Origin of the sequence: Psychrobacillus sp. FSL H8-0483, assembly GCF_038637725.1 — a bacterium.
GTDB lineage: Bacteria > Bacillota > Bacilli > Bacillales_A > Planococcaceae > Psychrobacillus.
The window spans coordinates 4,034,935-4,054,569 of the sequence record NZ_CP152052.1 but is presented as its reverse complement, the minus strand read 5'-3'; the positions used below and the strand labels follow the sequence as shown (position 1 = coordinate 4,054,569).

Here is a 19,635-nt window from a genome sequence, read left to right as displayed (position 1 = left end):
GAAAGCCCCCTACAATATAGAAACTGTTGTAGGGGGTTTTCACGCAAAACGTTATTTTTTTTAAAAGATAAGAAAAACTTGGTATGTCATGAACGTCCGCCGTAGCGGAAATCTACGGTTATTCTTCTTAAAAGGATCGGGCGTCTTTTTGCCCGGCTTTTCTTAACCCTTCCAGAAGCTCCTCGTATTTCACATACCAAGCTTTCCACTGATCTTTTCTAGACGCTATTGTGCGACCATCTAAAATGGCTTCAATGACATCTAGACATACATGCCAGCCAGCTAAATCTTTTACTTTTTGCTCGGAGAAAGATGAGATAGTTTCGATGAAGGTTAATTGACAACCGTCGTTAACAGACGATAATTCAAACCTGGCAATATCTTCTCCCCATTCAAAAGCCAAAATCTTGAAAGCTTCATAATCTAGAATTTTCATATCAATGAAATTCCCGTCTTGCATATCAAATTTGATTAAGCCACCATTGCGTAAATCGACCACTTGAAGTTCTGTAAACCATTGTTGCAACTTCTCATTATCTGTCAACATCGACCAGACTTCTTCAACTGAATGATGGAAATGACGTTCGTAACGAGCGGTATAGATTTCACTTTCTTTTTGAATCGTTGCAATCATTAGCAATTCCTCCTTAAAATTTCATTACAAGCAATGCATCGCATCTTCTGCTTCGTCCCAAGGAACTTTATAACCTTTTCCTTTTGCACAGAATATAGAAGTGGATGTGTATTCAGGGTCTGCTTCTTTATAATAACCAATTTTTTCTATGACTTCTTCTGCGTTATGGCAACGGTCGTATCCACCAAATAGTAAACTGAGCGTTCCTTTGCCATGTGTGAAAGAAGCAAAAGTCGTACTATAATTCATGAATGTTGCGACGGGTACCCGTCCTTTTACAATTACTTTGTCTCCAACAGTTTCTGGAGATTCAAAGGTTCCATGCGCTTGTTGAATATCAGATAAGACTCGCCCAATGAGATCCATATCTACTTTTATCTTATAGTCGTAAAATGGTTCGAGTAGCACATTCTCTGCTTTTTCTAAACCTTGCCGTAAAGCACGGTAAGTTGCTTCTCTAAAGTCGCCACCAGATGTATGTTCGTTGTGGCCTCTTCCAGTAAGTAAAGTAATCTTCACATCTGTTAATGCAGAACCCGTTAGTAATCCATGGTGATCTCGTTCCAATAAATGATGACGGACTAAGTTTTGATTGCCAATCGATAAATCATTTGCATGACATACATTTTCAAATGAAATACCACTATCTCTCTCATTTGGTTCGATTAATAAATGTACTTCTGCATAATGCTTTAAGGGTTCAAAATGACCATATCCTCGAATTGCACTGTCTATTGTTTCCTTATAAAGAATTCTAGGTTCACCAAAAGATACATTGAAGTAGAAGCGCTCTTGCACTATTTGTTCAAGCACTTCGAGCTGAATAACACCCATCACATGTACATGTATTTCTTGGAAATGCTCATCCCAATAAACGCTTAAGGAAGGGTCTTCTGCGTCTAATAGCTTAAAGCAACGCAATACTTCTTTGACATGGATAGAGGTGTCAAAAATGACTTTAGATTTTAGCGTTGGAATCATATCAAATGTTGTCTTGTCAGCGATAGCACCAAGGCAGTCACCGATAGAAGGTATTGTGAGTCCGGTTACAGCTACTAGTTCACCAGCAATTGCTTGGTCCACTGTTTTAAATTTATTTCCACTATATATTCGAATTTGTGTTATTTTTTCTGATTGTTCTTCGTACTTCACTTCATCTCGAACTTTCAAAGTTCCACTCAAAACTTTTAGGAAGGTAACTCGATTTCCGCTTTCATCATGGCGAATTTTATATACTTGAGCAGCAAAATCACCTGATTTACTATAGGAAGTCTCTGTTAACATATCAAGTTTATCTAAAAACTCAATGATCCCTATGTCTTTCAGTGCAGAACCGCTAGAACAAGCAAAGATTTTATTTTCCTGAATCATGCATTTGAATGTCTGTATCCATAAATCTTGATCATAGCCAGTGTCCATATATTTTTCTAAAAGGTCTTCATCGCGCTCTGCAATAAATTCGATGAATTCATCGTTAAACGAATTCGTCAAATCGTATACATCTTCGGATAAATTTGTACGAATCTCTTCTAAAACACTTGCTGCATTGGTTCCTTCATAATCGGTTTTGTTAATAAAGAAAAAGGTTGGGACTTGGTGTTTTCTAAGTAGCTGCCAAACGGTTTCCGTATGACCTTCTACGCCATCAACGGCACTAATAAGAATAATAGCGTAATCCATTACTTGAATCGCGCGTTCCATCTCTGGAGAGAAATCGACATGTCCAGGTGTATCGATTATATAATAGGTGGAATTGTTATAAGAGAATATCCCTTGATCTGCAAAAATTGTAATGCCTCTAGTTTTTTCTATTGAATGACTATCGAGGAAAGAGTCTTTATGATCGACACGACCTCTTTGTCTAATCGTTTTTGTATGATAAAGCAGTTGCTCAGAAAAAGTTGTTTTCCCGGCATCCACATGTGCAAGAATTCCAATCGTTTTGTGCATATTGTCACCTCTTGGCTCCATTATAGCAAATGAAAAGCTATCGGCATGCTATACTAAAAGGACAACTTTAGAATCAAGGAAGGAAATAAGCCATGCAATATTCAAAAACAAAGATGCAAGAACTAGTAAAGTACAGTCCTGAACTTTCTAAACGATTGAAAGAAGTAATGAAGGAACATGATTTGGAAAAAAGCTTTGCCTTAAAAGCTCTATACCACTCAGAAGTAAAAGACGGTGGAAAGTACCAAAGAGATTACCAAGATTTATAAAGAAAACTGCGATCAATATGATCGCAGTTTTTTTACGTATTGGAGATGGTTCTATAGTTATTATTGCAGGTTAAAGTAACAGAACTCTATGTATAGGAGCTTTTGGAGTGCTTGGAACTGAACGAGTTCTTCAACAATACCTGGATTTCTTGATGCGGAGGGTAATCGTGTGGTAGTCATTCGTCCGTCGCTCTCCATAAGCGATAGTAATAGAAGTGCCCAAGCTTTTGAAAATGAAAGAATAGCCACTTTCCTATTTATACAGTAAGCAGCCAAAGATGCAATTTTGGCTGCTCAGCCCTTCTCTATCGCATTTCCGCCTTTACACTAAGAATAGAAAGGTAGCTACACTTAGCTCTCCGTAACCATTTAAAGATCATTTCGTCCAAAGCGAACCAAAAACGTACAAGTGAAAAAATGGGATTCTTGCGCATTTCTTGTGTAATGTGATGGGTAAAATTGGATAATAAGCAGCCGTGATTTAATAATAAATTACTTTAAATACCAAAAAACTAAATATAAAGATAACAAATAATTTACAAAACTATCATACTATTTTAACAATTCAAAATTAAACTACCTATTGGAGATGTTTATTTTATGCAGAGAGAGGAGAGTTCCTGGGCGAGGAAGGTTTGATGATAAAAGTAAGCTACTAAATGGAGGAATAGAAATGAAACGTAAAATTTCAAGTTTAGTTATGGCTACTGCTTTATTATCAGGAAGTGTCTTTATTCCTGTGGCAGTAACTAATGTAAGTGCAGCAACTACACAACTGCAACAAAGTGCTCAAAAAGAAACAATTATTGTAAATGGCCAGGAAAAAGTAATCTCTTTTACACAAGTAAACAAGAAAAAGCTATATTCCATTGATCAATTATCTCAAATTATGGTTGCTACTGTGAAATACAATAGCAAAACGAAGGCATATGAAGTTTCCAAAAAAAGCGGTAAGCAAGTCAAAAAAATAGACTATAAAGCAAATGTTGCAGATGTAGTTATTAATGGTAAAAAAACCAAGTTAAGTACACCAACTAAAATGGTAGGGAAAACATTATTTGTAGAAGCGGATTCTTTTGTTAAAACATTTGGTGGTGATCTACTAATAGATAAAAGTCTTTTAATTACAGTCGCAGGAACTTTTAATCTAGCGGAAAAATCATTAACTGTTGATGGAAGTGAGAAAAAGGTAAAAGGTCTAAGTATGAATGGTAAACAATTATACTCAGTACAAGATATTGCAAAATTATTTTCTGCTACTACAACAGTTAATAAAAATAACGAAGTATTAGTTACGAATAAAGATAAAACGATCAAATTGAAATTATCAAACAAAGCTATGACAGTAAATAATAAAGTAATCAATTTAAAAGAAAATCCTATTTTAGTTAAAAATGTGGTGTATGCAGATCTTTCCGATTTAGTTCATGCATTCAATGGAGACATTCTTCCAACTCAAACCAGCTACTTTGTTTCAACAACAGGACTAGTAAGTGGAGATACATTTAAACCACAATGGGTTGACAATGGTTCTATTCTTGTAACAAATGAAACGGAAACAGAAAGTCGTTCTATGGTTGTCGACACTTCTTCTAAAAAAGGATTATTTACAGTAAATGCAACTGAATTAGCAGTATCTCCTAATGGAAAACAAGCTATTTATTCAGACGAAAACGGTTATGTATATTTAGTAGATTTAGTAACTAAAAAAATAAATGGAATTAACTTGTCTGACGATTCCGTTAAATTGGAATTTGTTTGGTCACCAGATGGTCAAAAAGTTTATTTCTTACAAGGCGATAAAAGCGAGAAAGTTTCCTATATTAATGTGGTAGATGGTTCTATTAAGAAGATCTTTGAAGACAAACTAAGTTACAAAACGGATCTACGTTTGTCAATGGACGGTAAAAAAGTTCTTTATATTGTAGGTAAAGAAGGAATAACAAAAAATACTGAAGGTGAAAATCCAGAAGTAGATAGCATCGATTTAACAGACACAGAACAACAAATATATGTAGTGAACTTAGAAGATGCTGAACCAAAGGCAATTCCAGTTACTATTACAAAGGAAAACAAAGTTTTTCATAGCTTTTTAGCAGATGGAAGTATTGTGTATGTAAGTGCAGACCCTGAAAGTGACAAACTTCCAGATGTAAAAATGATAAGTGTAGATCAATCTGTTTCAACGCTTATTTCAAATAAAGACATTAATAATCTCGTTGTAACTTCTAAAGGAGAAGTAATGATTTTGGTAAGAGAAAGTAATGGGAATTCGGTTATTTATGAATGGAGCAATGCAACGAAAAAATTAAAGAACATTGCTCAAACAAAATTAGAATTAACATCTTTCTCGGTTTCAAATGATGGAAAATCCATCGTGGCAACAACACCTGGAACAAATGGTGAAACATTGGTTTTATTCAAAAATGGTGTAATGGAATTATTAACAAAATAGGATAAGGGGTAGATTATAAATGAATATTATTAAACGTGTAGCGATTTTAACACTGTCATTAATTGTGGCTGTCAGTTTTGCATTCAGTGGTGTTGCTTCTGCAGCAACAAAGGGAAAAATTGTTGTAGCTGGATCAACAGCGTTACTACCATTGACACAACAAGCTGCTAAGGAATTTAAAAAGCTTAATCCTAAAGTGTCTGTATCAGTTTCAGGTTCTTCCTCTATTGCTGGCCCACAATCAGTAACAAAAGGCGCTGCAACAATAGGGGCTGTTGATTGGGATGCTACGACAGACGTTCCAGGATTTAAAGCATTTTCAGGACTGAAAGCACACAAAATAGCAGTTATTCCTTTTGCAACAATTATTCATAAAGAAAATCCTGTTAAAAATTTAACAACAAAGCAATTACAAGATATTTATGCTGGAAAAATTAAAAACTGGAAAGAAGTTGGCGGAAAAGATGCAGCAATTGTTGTTGTAAACCGCAAACACGGTTCTGGTACACGCGTAAACTATCAGATGAAAGCATTAAATGGAGCAGCTTTTATGACGAAAGGCGATAACTATAAAGAAGTAGGGAAAAGTGGGGAAATGGTTACTGGTGTTGATTCCAATCCAAATGCTATTGGTTACGTAGACCTTGCTTATGTAAAAGGGAATATTAAAGCAGTTGATATCAATGGGGTAGCAGCTACAACGAATAACGTTATTAATGGAACGTACAAAGTTTGGAGTTATGGTTATCTAGTAACAAAAGGCGAGCCAAAAGGTGCTGATGCGGAGTTCATTAAGTATATCCAAAGCAGTAAATTCCAAAATGGTTCTTTAACTAAATTGAAGTTTATCCCAATAGCTAAAATGAAATAAGTTCTTATTCATTTAAATAAGTTAAAATGCCAGCCGATTAATAGGCTGGCATTATGTTAGTATTTGGAGGATATTATGGCGAAAATGGAGCAGGAGCTACTGGAATTACATACGTTAACAAACAAGAAGGAAAAAAGAATAAAGAAGAGTACTTACTTTTATAATCGAATGTTTCAGCTTTTTTGTTTATTAAGTGTCGTAATTTTAGGACTAGCCCTATTATCTATTATTTTTTTTGTAGGTCGTACTGGATTATTAGTATTTATAGATGTTTCTTTTCAAGAATTCTTTTTTTCAACCTTATGGGAACCGTATGATGAAAAATTCGGTGCAGCTACCTTTATATTAGGAACACTTGCTTTAACGGGTTTAACTTTACTATTTGCAGCACCTATTTCCATAGGAGTTGCAATATTTACTGCTGAAATAGCTCCCGATTGGCTAAAGCGAATAGTGCGTCCAGTACTTGATTTATTAGTAGGTATTCCATCTATTGTTTACGGATATTTAGGTTTAACAATACTTATTCCTTTTTTAAGAAATATTACTGGAGCTACTATGGGAGATGGGCTTCTTGCAGCATCTATTGTATTAAACATTATGGTATTACCTACTATTTCAAGAATTAGTGATGATGCCATTTCTTCTGTCCCTATGGAGTTAAGAGAAGCAAGTTATGCACTTGGGAGTACGAGGATGCAAACGATTATAAAAGTGATTCTTCCTGCCGCATCACCTGGACTCTTCACTGCTGTTATTTTGGGAATGGCACGTTCAATAGGCGAAACTATGGCAGTTGTTATGGTCATAGGTAACACTCCCCAACTGCCATCCAATTTATTGACTCCAACTGCAGTATTAACAAGCAATATTGTAAATCAAATTATTGATGTAGAGTTCGATTCAACTTGGAATTACGCCCTTTACATGATGGCGTTCTTATTACTACTTATTTCAAACTTACTAATAATTATTATTAGAAAGCTTCGAGTAAAAGGAGCATGAGAATGAATGGAATTTCGTCTAACGGATTATATAAAAAAATAAAAAAATCGAGTGATCAAGTATTCACATTAGGTTTATGGATCATTACGACATTTATATTAGTGCTCATTTTTGGATTACTAATATATATTTTATCTAAGGGATTACCTAAAATTTCTTTTGGTTTTTTAGTAGGGCTACCTAGTGAGATTGATGTAGGTGGAGGAGTTGGTCCATTTTTAATTAACTCTATTTATGTGTTAATCATTTCGCTATTAATCTCCATTCCAATTGGAATTGGATCAGGAGTGTATTTAGCAGAATATGCACCAAACAATAAAATGACAGATTTTATTCGAACTTGTGTGGAAAGCTTAGCATCAGTTCCTTCTATTGTCATTGGTTTATTTGGTTACATGTTATTTGTTGATATATTTAATGTTGGTCTGACTATAATTGGTGCAGGTATTACACTTTCTCTTTTAAACTTACCTGTTATAACTCGAGTTACCGAGGAAGCAATCCAGGCTGTACAAAATGATTTAAGGGAAGCTTCCTATGCTCTAGGAGCAACCAAATCATTAACCATTTCAAAAATAGTGATATCTGCAGCTTTAAATGGAATTGTCAGTGGAGTAAGTCTTGCCGCATGTAGAGCATTTGGAGAGTCTGCCTTAATACTACTAGTAGGAGGTACAGGAACCTCCGGTGAAATGTGGGATTGGAATTTCTTGTCACAGGGAGGAACTTTACCAGTACACTTGTGGTATGTACAATCGGAAGCACTGGTAGAAGATGCATCCGAAATTGCTGAAAAAACTTCTGCTTTGTTAGTATTAATTACCCTTATATTGAGTTTATCCATGAGACTTCCATTATGGATAAGAGATTTTCGCTTTCATTCTAAATCTAAAAAAGGATAAGTCCTTCATATAATGGATTTTCTTCTAAATAACCTTATAGTGTAGACTGTTTTCAAGTGTCTACACTATAGGGGGTTTTTTAAAGAATAAAAAAGTATATAATTTTCCGTTCGATAAATCCAGTGTTTCAGATATTTGGGAGAAAAAGATCGATTCAATAATACTGCTGATTTCCGTTACAGGCGGACGCTTTCTGCGGGGTGAGCGATGAGTCATCACCGCCGCTCACGCGTCCGTTGTGATGTCTCATCTGTCTCACTCATACCGCTGGAGTCGCCGCCTTCCACTACAATCAAGAAATGTTTTCAAAACAATCATAAATGAAGGACAACTAAAAAATAAGGAAGTATATAGTTTTTAAGTGCATAAAGTCACTGGTACTTTGAACGGTGGGAAAATGTAGTGGATTGTATACAAGGTAAGGTAGAGGGTGGACCTGTTAGCTAGCAAGAATCTTTAAGAAGAGCATTCTGCTAATTTTCTTCTACTGCTAAAAGAGTATATGACCAAAAAATAGTTAGCGTCTATTGTTTAGAGGAGCACTAGAGCACCCGAAATTGTATCTTCGGGTGCTTCCTTTATGAGTTGGAAAGCATCTTTTCCCTCATTATCCAAAAAGATCTTACCCTTATTCGTACCGTTGAAGGAGGGCGACGACCAGCCTCTCAAAAAATCAATCGGTAATGATATAGCAATAAGTCTGTCCAAATACCTCCGGAAACGATACAAAACAGGTTTTGTACTTAGAGAGCGCTTGCGCTTTTCTTATTAATAGTAATTTTTATAATTTTCACTATTGTTAGAATATTTTATTTTATAATAAACAATAAGATACCGAAGATAAGGGGGATATATAGTGAAAACACTTGTAAGTAGAATCGAGGGTTTGATTGAACAATCAAAAGGTACATGGGGAATCGTTTTGGAAGATTTGGATTTAGGGCAGAAGTGGGAGTTAAATGGAGATGAACTCTTTTACGCAGCAAGTGTTATTAAAGTACCTATAATGGTTGCAGTTTTCTCCGCTGTTGAACACGGGGAATTAGCGTTAACTGATCCAATTATTCTAAAGCAAGACGGCTTCGTAGGTGGTTCTGGTGTTCTTCAACACTTGACCCCGGGAACGTCTCTATCCATTCAAGACATTATTATGCTGATGATTATCCAAAGTGATAACACTGCAACGAATATACTGATTGATCTTGTTGGAGTGGATAACATTGTACAGTCGATGAAAAAAGAGGGGATGGAGAAGAGTACAATTTATCATAAGCTAATGATGAATAATCCAAATCCAAAAGACTTCAATCAAATTACAGCGAATGATATTGCAAAGGTTTTAAAACAGATGGCTACAGGGGGTCTAGTGTCTTTAAAAGCTAGTGATCAAATGATTGGTATGATGAAAAAGCAACAAATAAAAGATTGTTTACCAGAAAAACTACCGTCCCCATACTCCAATTTCAATAATGGCATGACTGCTTGGGAGTTGGCTCATAAAACAGGATGGATTCCGGGTACTCGCCACGATGTTGGCATCTTTTTCGTTGGACAACGAAAACTAGTTGTAACTGTTCTATCAAAGGACGAAGATGACTTAATATCCAAGCAAATCATATCTGATATCGGAGAAGAGATATATCATTATTTGCGATGAAAGGATGTTGTTCGGTTAAAAACCTGTAAATATGCTTCTTTTTCGTGTTATTAAAACAGTAGAAAGTCATTTCTAGCTCTCCTGAAACTTACTGTCATACTATTTTTTCTGATGAATGCCTATTCAATTCTTGGTTCTGACTTAGAAAATATAGCGTGTTATAATGGAAGTAATATTGGAGGGAATACATTGATGAATAATAGCCGCCAACCGGCATTTATCTATACATTTGCATACAATGATGCAGAACGCTCTCTATGTCACTTAGAGATGCGCTCTTTTTTTGGAAAAGACACAGAGGTAAAAATTATAAAGAGTAGTATAAAAATTGATCCAAGTAGAAGTCCATTTATGAAAGGTAGAGTGGAAGTTTTAGCAGAGGGTGACACTGTAGAGGAAATTGTTGCACAGGCTCCCGCTTTTGGATCGGAAAATGAAACAAATAAAGTGATCTTTTTAAAGATTAACGATCGACAAGGAAAAGATAAAATTGAAAATAGCGAACGTCTTCAAATAGAAAGAGCTATTGGGACTGAAATGCAAGGAGATTTCGATTTACATAATCCGAACCAACTTTACGCAGTAGTTCCATACGAAGGTCGTTGGTATTTTGGTACGTATACAAAAAGTGAGCCAGTATGGTTTGCACATATAAAAAAGCCGCGGGAGTATTCTACTGCACTTAGCACCCGAGTAGCACGTGCAGTAGCAAATATTGCGGTTCCTCATCCAGAGGGTGTTCGAGCAATTGATCCTTGTTGTGGTATAGGAACGGTTCTGGTAGAAGCGTTATCCATGGGTATCCATATTGTAGGGAGAGATATTAATCCACTCGTTTGCGATGGCTCTAGAGAAAATATTGCATACTTTGGTTTAACAGGAGATGTAAAGAAGAGCGCCATTGAAGAGATTATAGAGACGTATGATGTGGCAATTATAGATTTACCTTATAACTTATATACACATGTGTCGTGGGAAGATCAATTTACGATTTTAAAACATGCGAGAAGAATTGCAAAAAAGGTAGTTATTGTAACGATCGAATCAATGGACGACCGATTAGAGTCCGTAGGGTTACAGATCAAGGATCGCTGTATTACAAAAAAACAACAATTTACGCGTGAGGTAGTTGTTTGCGAGTAAGTTAAGGGCGAAGGGGGAACGAAGGATGAAAGACTTATCCATTGTTGCGCTATTAGATGTGATTGGTGAATTGTTTTCAGATGAAATATCTATAGCAGTTTCTGACACGGAAAAATACATTTACTATCGGTCAAGTAAACGAGTTGATTTGAAAATATCTCCTGGTGATCCAGTAAAAGAAGGAACACTTGCTTATAAAGCCATGAAAAGTAAGCAAAATGTATCGGAATTTATTGATCGAGAGGTGTTTGGTGTCCCTTATCATGGAATGGCTGTGCCTTTTCAGCATAATGGCGAGTTAGAAGGCTGTGTATTAGCTATTCATCCTGCGTTTACCGATGGAAAATCTGTAATAACGATTAAAACACAAGACGGTTGGGTTCCTATTCCTTTTTCTGATGTTATTTATTTAGAAGCGAAAGATCGTAAAACACATATTGTAACGAAATCTTTCTCTGGAACCCATACTAGTTCCTTGCAAGACTTTGAATATCGGCTTCCAAGGGATTTGTTTATCCGTTGTCATCGTTCTTTTATCGTAAATGTTCATCATATTAAAGAAATTTATCCTGATACGCATTCTACGTTTGTGTTAGCGATGAATAATGAAGAAAAAATATCAGTAAGCCAATCGTATTCTAGTTATTTTCGAAAGTTATTAGGATTTTAATAAACGGCACTTGAATAAGGGGAAAACTCCCCGCTATTCAAGTGTTATTTAAATTTACAATTATAAATATAACGGGGAAAAAAATATAATAAAAAACAAATGCTGTTTTAGCATTTGTTTTTTCTGTTTCATTCAAAAAATAAGTAAGTTTATCAAGTTTTTTCGAAATTGTGACAAAACGCGATAAAATTATCTAAATGCACTTTTTCAAGGGGGATGAAATAAATGGAAAAGAATATTGGGCGTATAAAAGATACTAGTTTACATAGCTTTGTTGTTAGCGCAGAAAAGGCTGCTTCTTGGATTGAAGATGGAATGACTTTAGGTTTAAGCGGATTTACACGTGCAGGTGACGCAAAAGCAGTTCCATTTGCATTAGTGGAAAGAGCGAAAAAAGACCATTTTAAAGTGAATATATTTACAGGAGCATCTTTAGGTTCCGATCTAGATAAAGTGTTATCAGAAGCGGGTATTATAAATAAGCGTTTACCATTCCAAGCAGATGCAACCATGCGAAAAAATATTAATGCTGCTAACCACTTATTTGTCGATCAGCATTTATCACAAACAGCAGAAATGATTCGAGCAGGCGCATTACCTGCAATTGATTTCGCAATTGTGGAAGCGGTTTCAATTACGGCAGATGGAATGATTATTCCAACTACATCTGTTGGAAACTCTTTAACATTTGTATCGCAAGCAAAAAATATTATTGTAGAAATAAACTTGGAGCACCCTGAGTCGTTAGAAGGGCTACATGATTTGTATGAGCCAGCAGAGCAAGGGAAGAGAGAACCGATTCCTTTAACAAAAGTAGATGATCGAATTGGTACTGTTGGTATTCCATTTGATCTAGATAAAATAAAGGGAATTGTGTTTACAAAACAAGCAGATTCTCCTTCCACAATTATTCCTCCAGATCATGAAACAGGGGAAATGGCAGAGCATTTAATTTCATTTCTTCGAGAAGAAGTGAATGTTGGTAGATTGACTGAAAAACTCGCTCCTATACAAGCGGGAATTGGTTCTGTGGCAAATGCTGTATTACATGGAATGATAGACTCTGAGTTTAAAGATTTACAAGTTTACTCGGAGGTTTTACAAGACTCTGTTTTCGAGCTAATAGACGCAGGAAAGGTAAACTTTGCTTCTGGATGTTCTATTACACTTTCAGAAGAAAAAATGGAGCAAGTATATGGTGACTTTGATAAATACCGCGATAAATTAATCTTAAGACCACAGGAGATTACGAATCATCCAGAAATTATTCGTCGACTCGGATTAATATCTATTAATACAGCTTTAGAATTCGATATTTATGGTAATGTCAATTCTACACATGTGTCTGGAACAAAGATGATGAATGGTATTGGGGGTTCTGGTGACTTCGCTCGTAATGCACGAGTAGCCATTTTTGTAACAAAATCAATTGCAAAAGGCGGCAATATTTCTAGTGTTGTTCCTTTCGTGGCGCATGTAGACCATACAGAGCATGATGTGGATGTAGTCGTAACAGAGCAAGGTTATGCCGATCTTCGAGGCTTAGCGCCTAGAGAACGAGCAGAGTTAATTATTAATAACTGCGTACACCCTTCTTACAAGGAGCAACTACGAAATTATTACGAAGAAGCGCTAACTAGAGGTGGGCAAACACCACATGTTTTGGAAAAGGCATTTTCATTCCACACAAATCTAGCGAATAATGGAACCATGCTAGAGAAAGTAACGGTATCTTTGTAAAACCTATAAAAAAACCGATTTCATCACTTGATGAAATCGGTTTTTTATATCTGTTATTAGTGTATATCTTTCTTCTTAAATCTACCGCCTTGAACCTCTGCGACATTACCTACAGCTAAGAATGCTTTATCATCAATTTCTTCCACAATGGATTTTAATTTAGCTTCTTCTAATCGTGTAATAACGGTAAAGATAACTTTTTTATTGTCTCCTGTATAAGCCCCTTCACCATGTAAATACGTTACACCACGTCCTAAGCGATCCATAATAGCATCACCAATATCTTCCACAGTATCACTAATGATGAAGACAGATTTAGACTCATCCAGCCCTTGAATAACGATATCGATTGTTTTAAAGGCTACAAAATATGCTAAAAATGAATACATTGCTTGTTCCCATGTAAATACAAAACCGGCAACAGAAAATATTACTAAGTTAATAATCATAATAATTTCACCAACAGAAAAAGGTAGAGCTTTGTTAAATAAGATAGCCAATATTTCAGAGCCATCCAAAGATCCGCCATTACGAATAACAAGACCCACTCCCATACCAAGAGTTACACCACCAAATACAGTAGAAAGTAATAAGTCGGAAGTAAACGCATCAATATTATGTAAAAGTGACGTAAAGATAGATAGAACAGTAATACCAAAGAGTGTAGAGAGTGCGAAGGTTTTCCCTATTTGCTTATACCCTAGGAAAAAGAAAGGAATGTTAAGGATGAAAATAAAAACTCCAAGAGGGAGGCCTGTTAAGTGAGAGATGATAATGGAGGCCCCAACAACACCGCCATCAAGAATTAGGTTTGGTACTAAAAATAGTTCTAAACCGATGGCCATTAAAATTGCGCCTAGGGCAATCGTAAAAGTACGTGCTACCACTGTTTTTTTGGGGGTTCTCTTATGTGGGGTTTTGACAGATTTAAGTTCGTTCGCTATGTCACTCAATAGAAATCTCCTCTTTTCTAAATTAATCTATTTATTATTTTATAGAATAATTCTAAATAATCAAAGAAGAAAGCTTGGGATTTTAAAAAAGTAGGAGAATTTGATGATATCTGTTATCTAAACGTAATAATTTACTTAATATGATAGGATTATTACGAAGTCTTAATAAGTATTGTAAATCATGCAATCTTTTTTATTGACAAAAATAATGGATGTAATTATGATGGTTACATCGGAAGGTGATAAGACATGAAAATCAGTAGTCGATTTACAGTGGCAGTTCATATACTTTCTTTAATAAATTTAGATAGAAATGTCATTTGTACATCTGAGTGGATTGCAGAAAGTGTTAATACAAATCCGGTAGTAATTCGAAGAGTAATGGGTAAACTAAAAAATGCTGGGATCATAGAGATTCGTCGTGGTCTAGGTGGAGCAACTCTTATAATGCCTTTACATGAAATAACATTATTAGATGTGTATCGTGCGGTAGAAGTAATGGATGCAGGAGAGCTTTTTCAAATGCATGAAAATCCAAATCCTAATTGTCCTATCGGTGCCAATATTCAAGGTGTACTTGAATTAATCTTATTCCGTGCACAAGATGCAATGGAAGCGGTATTAAAAGAAGTTACGATGGAAGAACTTGTTCATGTATTAAATCAAAAAATTGGGTAGGTATATTCAATTTTTTTGATATAGTTGTAACCAAATTGATTACAACAAATATAATTTAGAATAAATAGGAGGAAATAATAATGAGAATAGGCGTAATTGGAGCAACAGGTAAAGCAGGAAATATAATTTTTAAAGAGGCAGCAGACAGAGGGCATGAAGTAACTGCAATTGTAAGAGATGCTTCGAAATTGAATGATCGCAATGTTCAAGTTTTAGAAAAAAGCATATTCGATCTTTCATCAGATGATGTAAAACAGTTTGACGTAGTCGTAAATGCTTTTGGTGCTCCTCTTGGTGAAGAGCAAGCACATGTAGATGCTGGGCATGCTTTAATTGAAGCGATTAAAGGAACAGATACAAGAGCAATTGTTGTAGGTGGCGCAGGAAGTTTATATGTGGATGAAGCGAAAACAATTCGTATAGTCGATACACCTGATTTTCCAGACATTTTTAAACCAACAGCAACAGGTCAAGGAAGAAACTTAAAAGAATTACAAGAAACAGCTGATATTAAATGGACATTTGTTAGCCCTGCTGGCCACTTTGATCCGGAAGGTAAAAGAACAGGGTCATACCAATTAGGTAAAGATAATCTAATTTTAAACTCAAAAGGTGAAAGCTATATCAGTTATGCAGATTACGCAATTGCCATTGTAGATGAAATTGAAAATCCTAAGCATATCAATGAACGTTTTTCAGTTGTTTCAGAAGCGGAGTAAACAATGGAAATTGGAATTTACACATTAGGCGATTTAGGTCCTAATCCGCATACTGGAGAAACAATTAGTACATCGCAGCGTTTAAGAGAAATAATAGAACTAGGGAAATTGGCTGATGATGCGGGTCTTGATATTTTCGGAATTGGAGAACATCATAGACTAGATTACGCTACATCTTCCCCGGCAATTGTTCTTTCTGCCATTGCCCAAGTAACAGAGCGCATCAAACTAACGAGTACAACGTCTGTTTTAAGTACATTGGATCCTGTTCGCTTGTTTGAGGATTTTGCTACATTAGATCAAATTTCTAATGGAAGAGCTGAAATAATAGCTGGACGAGGAGCATTTGTGGAGTCTTTTCCCCTTTTCGGGTATGACTTGAGCGATTACGATGCTTTATTTGAAGAAAATATAAAATTGCTCCAACAATTGAACAGGGAAGAAATAGTAACATGGCAAGGGAAATTTCGTTCTAACCTTAAAAATGCAATGATCTCTCCTAGGCCGATTCAAGAGGAGCTTCCTATTTGGATTGGTGTCGGTGGTACTCCTGAAAGCGCAGCTAGAGCTGGGAGACTTGGAACAGGATTGGCTTTAGCTATACTTGGTGGAAATCCAATGCATTTTAAACCACTTGTAGATTTATATTATCAGGCTGCAATAGAAGCAGGTCATTCTCGTGATAGTTTACGTGTTGCAGTAACGGGTCACACATATATCGCCAAAGATACACAACAAGCAAAAGACGAGTTTTATCCATATTACTCAAATTATTGGGCTTACGTAAATAAACAAAGAGGAATGGAAACAAGAATGTCTCGTTCCGATTTTGAACATATGGCAAGTCCAGAAACTGCGCTATTTGTAGGTAGTCCACAGCAAATTACTGAAAAAATTCTTCAACAACATGAGCTATTTGGACACCAACGTTTTATTGCACAAATGGATATTGGTGGACAATCATTTAGTGATGTTGCAAAAGGACTTGAACTTTTCGCTAATGAAGTTGTTCCTATTGTAAGAAGAGAGACAAGTAAATAGCTTTTTCTAAATGATTTGGGTGCATTAAGTGTACTCAAGTCATTTTTTAAAATATAGTTAGAATAATTGAAATTTTTCATAAATTATGTAAATATTAATATAAGACTATTTTTATTTAAGTAGTTTTGTAAGCGCATACATAAATGCTTGTTTGCATAAGATTTAGAATGCGCGTAAAAAGATCCAAGGGGAGGAATTTTAGAATGGTTTATGCATTTCCTAATACAGAAGGCTCGAAGGTTTCGTTTAAGGACAAGTATGAAAACTATATTAATGGCGAGTGGACACCCCCGGTAAATGGTCAATATTTTGAAAACGTTACACCAGTAACAGGAAAAGTATTTACACAGGTTGCAAGTTCAACTGCAGAAGACATTGAGCTTGCTTTAGATGCAGCACATGCTGCGAAAGATGCATGGGGCAAAACTTCAGTAGCTGAAAGGTCAAATATATTAAATAAAATCGCAAATCGTATAGAAGAAAATTTAGAAGTGCTTGCAATAGCAGAAACATGGGATAACGGGAAAGCCGTTCGCGAAACATTAAATGCGGATTTACCACTCGCTATTGATCACTTCCGCTATTTTGCAGGTGCTATACGAGCACAAGAAGGCGGGCTTAGTCAGATTGATAACGACACGGTTGCATATCATTTCCATGAGCCACTAGGTGTTGTAGGGCAAATCATCCCTTGGAACTTCCCAATTCTTATGGCCGTTTGGAAACTGGCTCCTGCTCTTGCAGCAGGTAACTGCGTTGTGTTAAAGCCAGCCGAACAGACACCAGCATCTATATTAGTACTTATGGAGTTAATTGGTGACTTATTACCACCAGGTGTTGTGAATATTGTCAATGGCTTTGGTTTAGAAGCAGGGAAGCCACTGGCATCTAGTCCGCGAATAAGTAAAATTGCATTTACAGGTGAAACGACTACTGGTCGCTTAATCATGCAATATGCTTCTCAAAACTTAATTCCAGTCACATTAGAACTTGGAGGGAAATCACCAAATATTTTCTTTGAAGATATTATGGATGAAGACGATGCTTTTTTAGATAAAGCAGTAGAAGGATTTGTTCTGTTTGCTTTAAATCAAGGGGAAGTATGCACGTGTCCATCTCGTGTGCTTATTCAAGAATCTATTTATGACAAATTCATGGAGCGCGTCCTAGCTCGTGTAGAAGCGATTAATATAGGAAACCCACTAGATCCATCTGTCATGATGGGTGCACAAGCATCTACCGAGCAGATGGAAAAAATCTTGTCTTACTTAGATATAGGGAAGCAAGAAGGAGCAGAGTGTTTAATTGGTGGTAAACGTAATACACTAGATGGTGAATTGGCAGATGGGTATTATATTAAACCAACCGTATTTAAAGGTAATAACAGTATGCGTATTTTCCAAGAAGAAATTTTTGGACCAGTAGTGTCCGTAACTACTTTCAAAACGAAAGAAGAAGCACTAGAAATTGCAAATGATACTTTATATGGTTTAGGATCTGGTATTTGGACACGTAATATGAACACGGCATACCGTTTTGGACGTAGTATCCAAGCAGGACGTGTGTGGACAAACTGCTATCACCAATATCCAGCACATGCAGCATTTGGTGGTTATAAAATGTCTGGTATCGGCCGTGAGAACCATTTAATGATGTTAAGTCATTACCAACAAACAAAAAATTTACTAGTAAGTTACAATGAAAATAAACTAGGATTCTTTTAATAAAGAGAGGGTGAGTGTAGATGGTTGAACGCGTTATCGCAACAGACGCTGCACTGGAACTCATTGAATTATTAAAAACTAAGCATGGACCACTTATGTTTCATCAGTCAGGGGGCTGCTGCGATGGTTCTTCTCCCATGTGCTATCCAGATGGCGATTTAATCGTGGGAGACCAAGATGTATTATTAGGTCGTATTGGTGAAGTGCCCTTTTATATGCACAAAAATCAGTTTGATTACTGGAAGCATACACAATTAATCATCGATGTTGTGGATGGACGAGGTGGAATGTTTTCCCTTGAAGGAGTAGAAGGTAAACGTTTTTTAACAAGATCCCGTGCATTTACCACAGAAGAAAATAATCAATTACAAGCCTAAATAAAAGCGGATTGGAGGGTCTATTTGGACTTTCTAATTCGCTTTTTATTACTTCGTTTCGTTAGATTCCGTTATACTAAATATAAAATCTTAGGAATAAATGAGGGGATTTAAAATGGTTCAGGAATTGTTACGAGCTCATGCATCTGTTCGAAAATACAAAGATTATTCGTTATCGAGAGAAGAAGTTTCAGAATTAGTTAAAACTGCTCAACATGCAGCAAGCTCTCATTTTGTACAAGCATATAGCGTTATTTGGGTGACAGATGTAGAGAAAAAAGAAGAACTTGGCAGACTTTCTAGAAACCCTAAGCAATTCGAGACAGCAGGAGCAGCTCTATTACTTTGCGCGGATTTTCATCGTCTACAAGTAGCAGGTCAAATACATGATACGAAGATTGAAATGGATACTACAGAAAACGTATTAGTTGGTACAGTAGATGTTGCTTTATTTGCACAAAATCTAGTCATTGCAGCGGAGTCTAAAGGTTTTGGAATATGCTACATAGGTGGTGTACGCAATGAACCAGAAGAAATCAGTCGTTTGTTTGATTTACCAGAAGGGGTTTTTCCGTTATTTGCAATTACTCTAGGGGTCCCCGACCAGGAAAATGAAGTAAAGCCGCGTCTACCGGTGGAGGCAATATTACATGAGAACATATACGATAGCTCGAAATACGAAACGTTGTTAAAGGAATACGATCAAACAATGGAAGAGTATTATGCAAGTCGTGGTTCTAACCAAAAAGTAGCAAATTGGACAAAGCAAATGGCTGATTTCTTAGAAAGTCCTCGTCGCCCGCATATGGCTAAGTTCCTTGCGAGTAAAGGATTTCAATTGAAATGA

The 19,635-nt window shown here is 36.1% G+C and carries 18 protein-coding genes; 15 read left to right on the top strand and 3 right to left on the bottom strand.

Going from position 1 to position 19,635, the window contains the following annotated elements; translation table 11 throughout:
* Positions 1–127: 127 nt before the first annotated feature.
* Together MHB48_RS19950 and MHB48_RS19945 are read right to left on the bottom strand one after the other, a co-directional pair.
* On the bottom strand, positions 128–634 hold the full coding sequence (locus tag MHB48_RS19950; RefSeq protein WP_342599540.1) for an SRPBCC family protein: 507 nt from the start codon (positions 632–634) through the stop codon (positions 128–130).
* 24 nt (positions 635–658) lie between these two features.
* Positions 659–2,584, bottom strand: coding sequence for a translation factor GTPase family protein (locus tag MHB48_RS19945; protein WP_342599539.1), 1,926 nt, complete (start codon positions 2,582–2,584; stop codon positions 659–661).
* Between the two features lie 92 nt (positions 2,585–2,676).
* On the opposite strand from MHB48_RS19945, the gene MHB48_RS19940 reads away from it, so the two are divergent.
* The 9 genes from MHB48_RS19940 to MHB48_RS19900 all read left to right on the top strand — a co-directional run bounded on the left by MHB48_RS19940 (position 2,677) and on the right by MHB48_RS19900 (position 13,296).
* A complete protein-coding gene (locus MHB48_RS19940) occupies positions 2,677–2,853 on the top strand; it encodes a hypothetical protein (RefSeq protein ID WP_342599538.1) in 177 nt (58 codons plus the stop codon).
* Between the two features lie 673 nt (positions 2,854–3,526).
* Positions 3,527–5,308 carry a stalk domain-containing protein gene (locus MHB48_RS19935; RefSeq protein ID WP_342599537.1) on the top strand — a complete coding sequence of 594 codons (1,782 nt, stop codon included), beginning with the start codon at positions 3,527–3,529 and terminating at the stop codon, positions 5,306–5,308.
* Between the two features lie 19 nt (positions 5,309–5,327).
* Positions 5,328–6,179: a phosphate ABC transporter substrate-binding protein gene (locus MHB48_RS19930; RefSeq protein ID WP_342599536.1), complete on the top strand. Its 852-nt coding sequence runs from the start codon at positions 5,328–5,330 to the stop codon at positions 6,177–6,179.
* 75 nt (positions 6,180–6,254) lie between these two features.
* On the top strand, positions 6,255–7,184 hold the full coding sequence (pstC, locus tag MHB48_RS19925; protein WP_342599535.1) for a phosphate ABC transporter permease subunit PstC: 930 nt from the start codon (positions 6,255–6,257) through the stop codon (positions 7,182–7,184).
* Positions 7,185–7,186: 2 nt separating this feature from the next.
* The gene (gene pstA, locus MHB48_RS19920; protein ID WP_342599534.1) at positions 7,187–8,086 is read left to right on the top strand and encodes a phosphate ABC transporter permease PstA; all 900 of its coding nucleotides are present in this window, start codon (positions 7,187–7,189) and stop codon (positions 8,084–8,086) included.
* Positions 8,087–8,942: 856 nt separating this feature from the next.
* Entirely contained in the window at positions 8,943–9,743 is an 801-nt protein-coding gene (locus tag MHB48_RS19915) for a serine hydrolase (RefSeq protein WP_342599533.1), read from the top strand.
* A gap of 192 nt (positions 9,744–9,935) precedes the next feature.
* A complete protein-coding gene (locus MHB48_RS19910; protein WP_342601435.1) occupies positions 9,936–10,886 on the top strand; it encodes an RNA methyltransferase in 951 nt (316 codons plus the stop codon).
* A gap of 25 nt (positions 10,887–10,911) precedes the next feature.
* Positions 10,912–11,556 (top strand): LytTR family DNA-binding domain-containing protein, encoded by a 645-nt coding sequence (locus MHB48_RS19905; RefSeq protein ID WP_340924842.1) that lies wholly within the window; start codon positions 10,912–10,914, stop codon positions 11,554–11,556.
* A gap of 225 nt (positions 11,557–11,781) precedes the next feature.
* Positions 11,782–13,296, top strand: a complete 1,515-nt coding sequence (locus MHB48_RS19900; RefSeq protein WP_342599532.1) for an acetyl-CoA hydrolase/transferase family protein — start codon at positions 11,782–11,784, stop codon at positions 13,294–13,296.
* Positions 13,297–13,352: 56 nt separating this feature from the next.
* Here the strand turns inward: MHB48_RS19900 and MHB48_RS19895 are convergent, their stop codons facing one another.
* On the bottom strand, positions 13,353–14,183 hold the full coding sequence (locus tag MHB48_RS19895) for a YitT family protein (protein ID WP_342601434.1): 831 nt from the start codon (positions 14,181–14,183) through the stop codon (positions 13,353–13,355).
* A 315-nt stretch (positions 14,184–14,498) separates the two neighbouring features.
* On the opposite strand from MHB48_RS19895, the gene MHB48_RS19890 reads away from it, so the two are divergent.
* From MHB48_RS19890 to nfsA, 6 genes are all read left to right on the top strand, one after another.
* Entirely contained in the window at positions 14,499–14,927 is a 429-nt protein-coding gene (locus MHB48_RS19890) for an Rrf2 family transcriptional regulator (RefSeq protein ID WP_342599531.1), read from the top strand.
* A gap of 80 nt (positions 14,928–15,007) precedes the next feature.
* Complete coding sequence (locus MHB48_RS19885; RefSeq protein WP_342599530.1) at positions 15,008–15,646, top strand: NAD(P)-dependent oxidoreductase; 639 nt, start codon at positions 15,008–15,010, stop codon at positions 15,644–15,646.
* Between the two features lie 3 nt (positions 15,647–15,649).
* Positions 15,650–16,687, top strand: coding sequence for an LLM class flavin-dependent oxidoreductase (locus MHB48_RS19880; protein ID WP_342599529.1), 1,038 nt, complete (start codon positions 15,650–15,652; stop codon positions 16,685–16,687).
* A 203-nt stretch (positions 16,688–16,890) separates the two neighbouring features.
* Positions 16,891–18,411: an aldehyde dehydrogenase gene (gene adh / locus MHB48_RS19875; protein WP_342599528.1), complete on the top strand. Its 1,521-nt coding sequence runs from the start codon at positions 16,891–16,893 to the stop codon at positions 18,409–18,411.
* A gap of 20 nt (positions 18,412–18,431) precedes the next feature.
* On the top strand, positions 18,432–18,788 hold the full coding sequence (locus MHB48_RS19870; protein WP_342599527.1) for a DUF779 domain-containing protein: 357 nt from the start codon (positions 18,432–18,434) through the stop codon (positions 18,786–18,788).
* Positions 18,789–18,903: 115 nt separating this feature from the next.
* Positions 18,904–19,635 carry an oxygen-insensitive NADPH nitroreductase gene (nfsA, locus tag MHB48_RS19865; protein WP_342599526.1) on the top strand — a complete coding sequence of 244 codons (732 nt, stop codon included), beginning with the start codon at positions 18,904–18,906 and terminating at the stop codon, positions 19,633–19,635.

Excerpts from the sequence above, each read along its gene's own strand:
- MHB48_RS19950 (WP_342599540.1), bottom strand. The coding sequence starts at position 634 with ATGATTGCAACGATTCAAAAAGAAAGTGAAATCTATACCGCTCGTTAC.
- MHB48_RS19945 (WP_342599539.1), bottom strand. The coding sequence starts at position 2,584 with ATGCACAAAACGATTGGAATTCTTGCACATGTGGATGCCGGGAAAACA.
- MHB48_RS19940 (WP_342599538.1), top strand. The coding sequence starts at position 2,677 with ATGCAATATTCAAAAACAAAGATGCAAGAACTAGTAAAGTACAGTCCT.
- MHB48_RS19935 (WP_342599537.1), top strand. The coding sequence starts at position 3,527 with ATGAAACGTAAAATTTCAAGTTTAGTTATGGCTACTGCTTTATTATCA.
- MHB48_RS19930 (WP_342599536.1), top strand. The coding sequence starts at position 5,328 with ATGAATATTATTAAACGTGTAGCGATTTTAACACTGTCATTAATTGTG.
- pstC (WP_342599535.1), top strand. The coding sequence starts at position 6,255 with ATGGCGAAAATGGAGCAGGAGCTACTGGAATTACATACGTTAACAAAC.
- pstA (WP_342599534.1), top strand. The coding sequence starts at position 7,187 with ATGAATGGAATTTCGTCTAACGGATTATATAAAAAAATAAAAAAATCG.
- MHB48_RS19910 (WP_342601435.1), top strand. The coding sequence starts at position 9,936 with ATGAATAATAGCCGCCAACCGGCATTTATCTATACATTTGCATACAAT.
- MHB48_RS19905 (WP_340924842.1), top strand. The coding sequence starts at position 10,912 with ATGAAAGACTTATCCATTGTTGCGCTATTAGATGTGATTGGTGAATTG.
- MHB48_RS19900 (WP_342599532.1), top strand. The coding sequence starts at position 11,782 with ATGGAAAAGAATATTGGGCGTATAAAAGATACTAGTTTACATAGCTTT.
- MHB48_RS19890 (WP_342599531.1), top strand. The coding sequence starts at position 14,499 with ATGAAAATCAGTAGTCGATTTACAGTGGCAGTTCATATACTTTCTTTA.
- MHB48_RS19885 (WP_342599530.1), top strand. The coding sequence starts at position 15,008 with ATGAGAATAGGCGTAATTGGAGCAACAGGTAAAGCAGGAAATATAATT.
- MHB48_RS19880 (WP_342599529.1), top strand. The coding sequence starts at position 15,650 with ATGGAAATTGGAATTTACACATTAGGCGATTTAGGTCCTAATCCGCAT.
- adh (WP_342599528.1), top strand. The coding sequence starts at position 16,891 with ATGGTTTATGCATTTCCTAATACAGAAGGCTCGAAGGTTTCGTTTAAG.
- MHB48_RS19870 (WP_342599527.1), top strand. The coding sequence starts at position 18,432 with ATGGTTGAACGCGTTATCGCAACAGACGCTGCACTGGAACTCATTGAA.
- nfsA (WP_342599526.1), top strand. The coding sequence starts at position 18,904 with ATGGTTCAGGAATTGTTACGAGCTCATGCATCTGTTCGAAAATACAAA.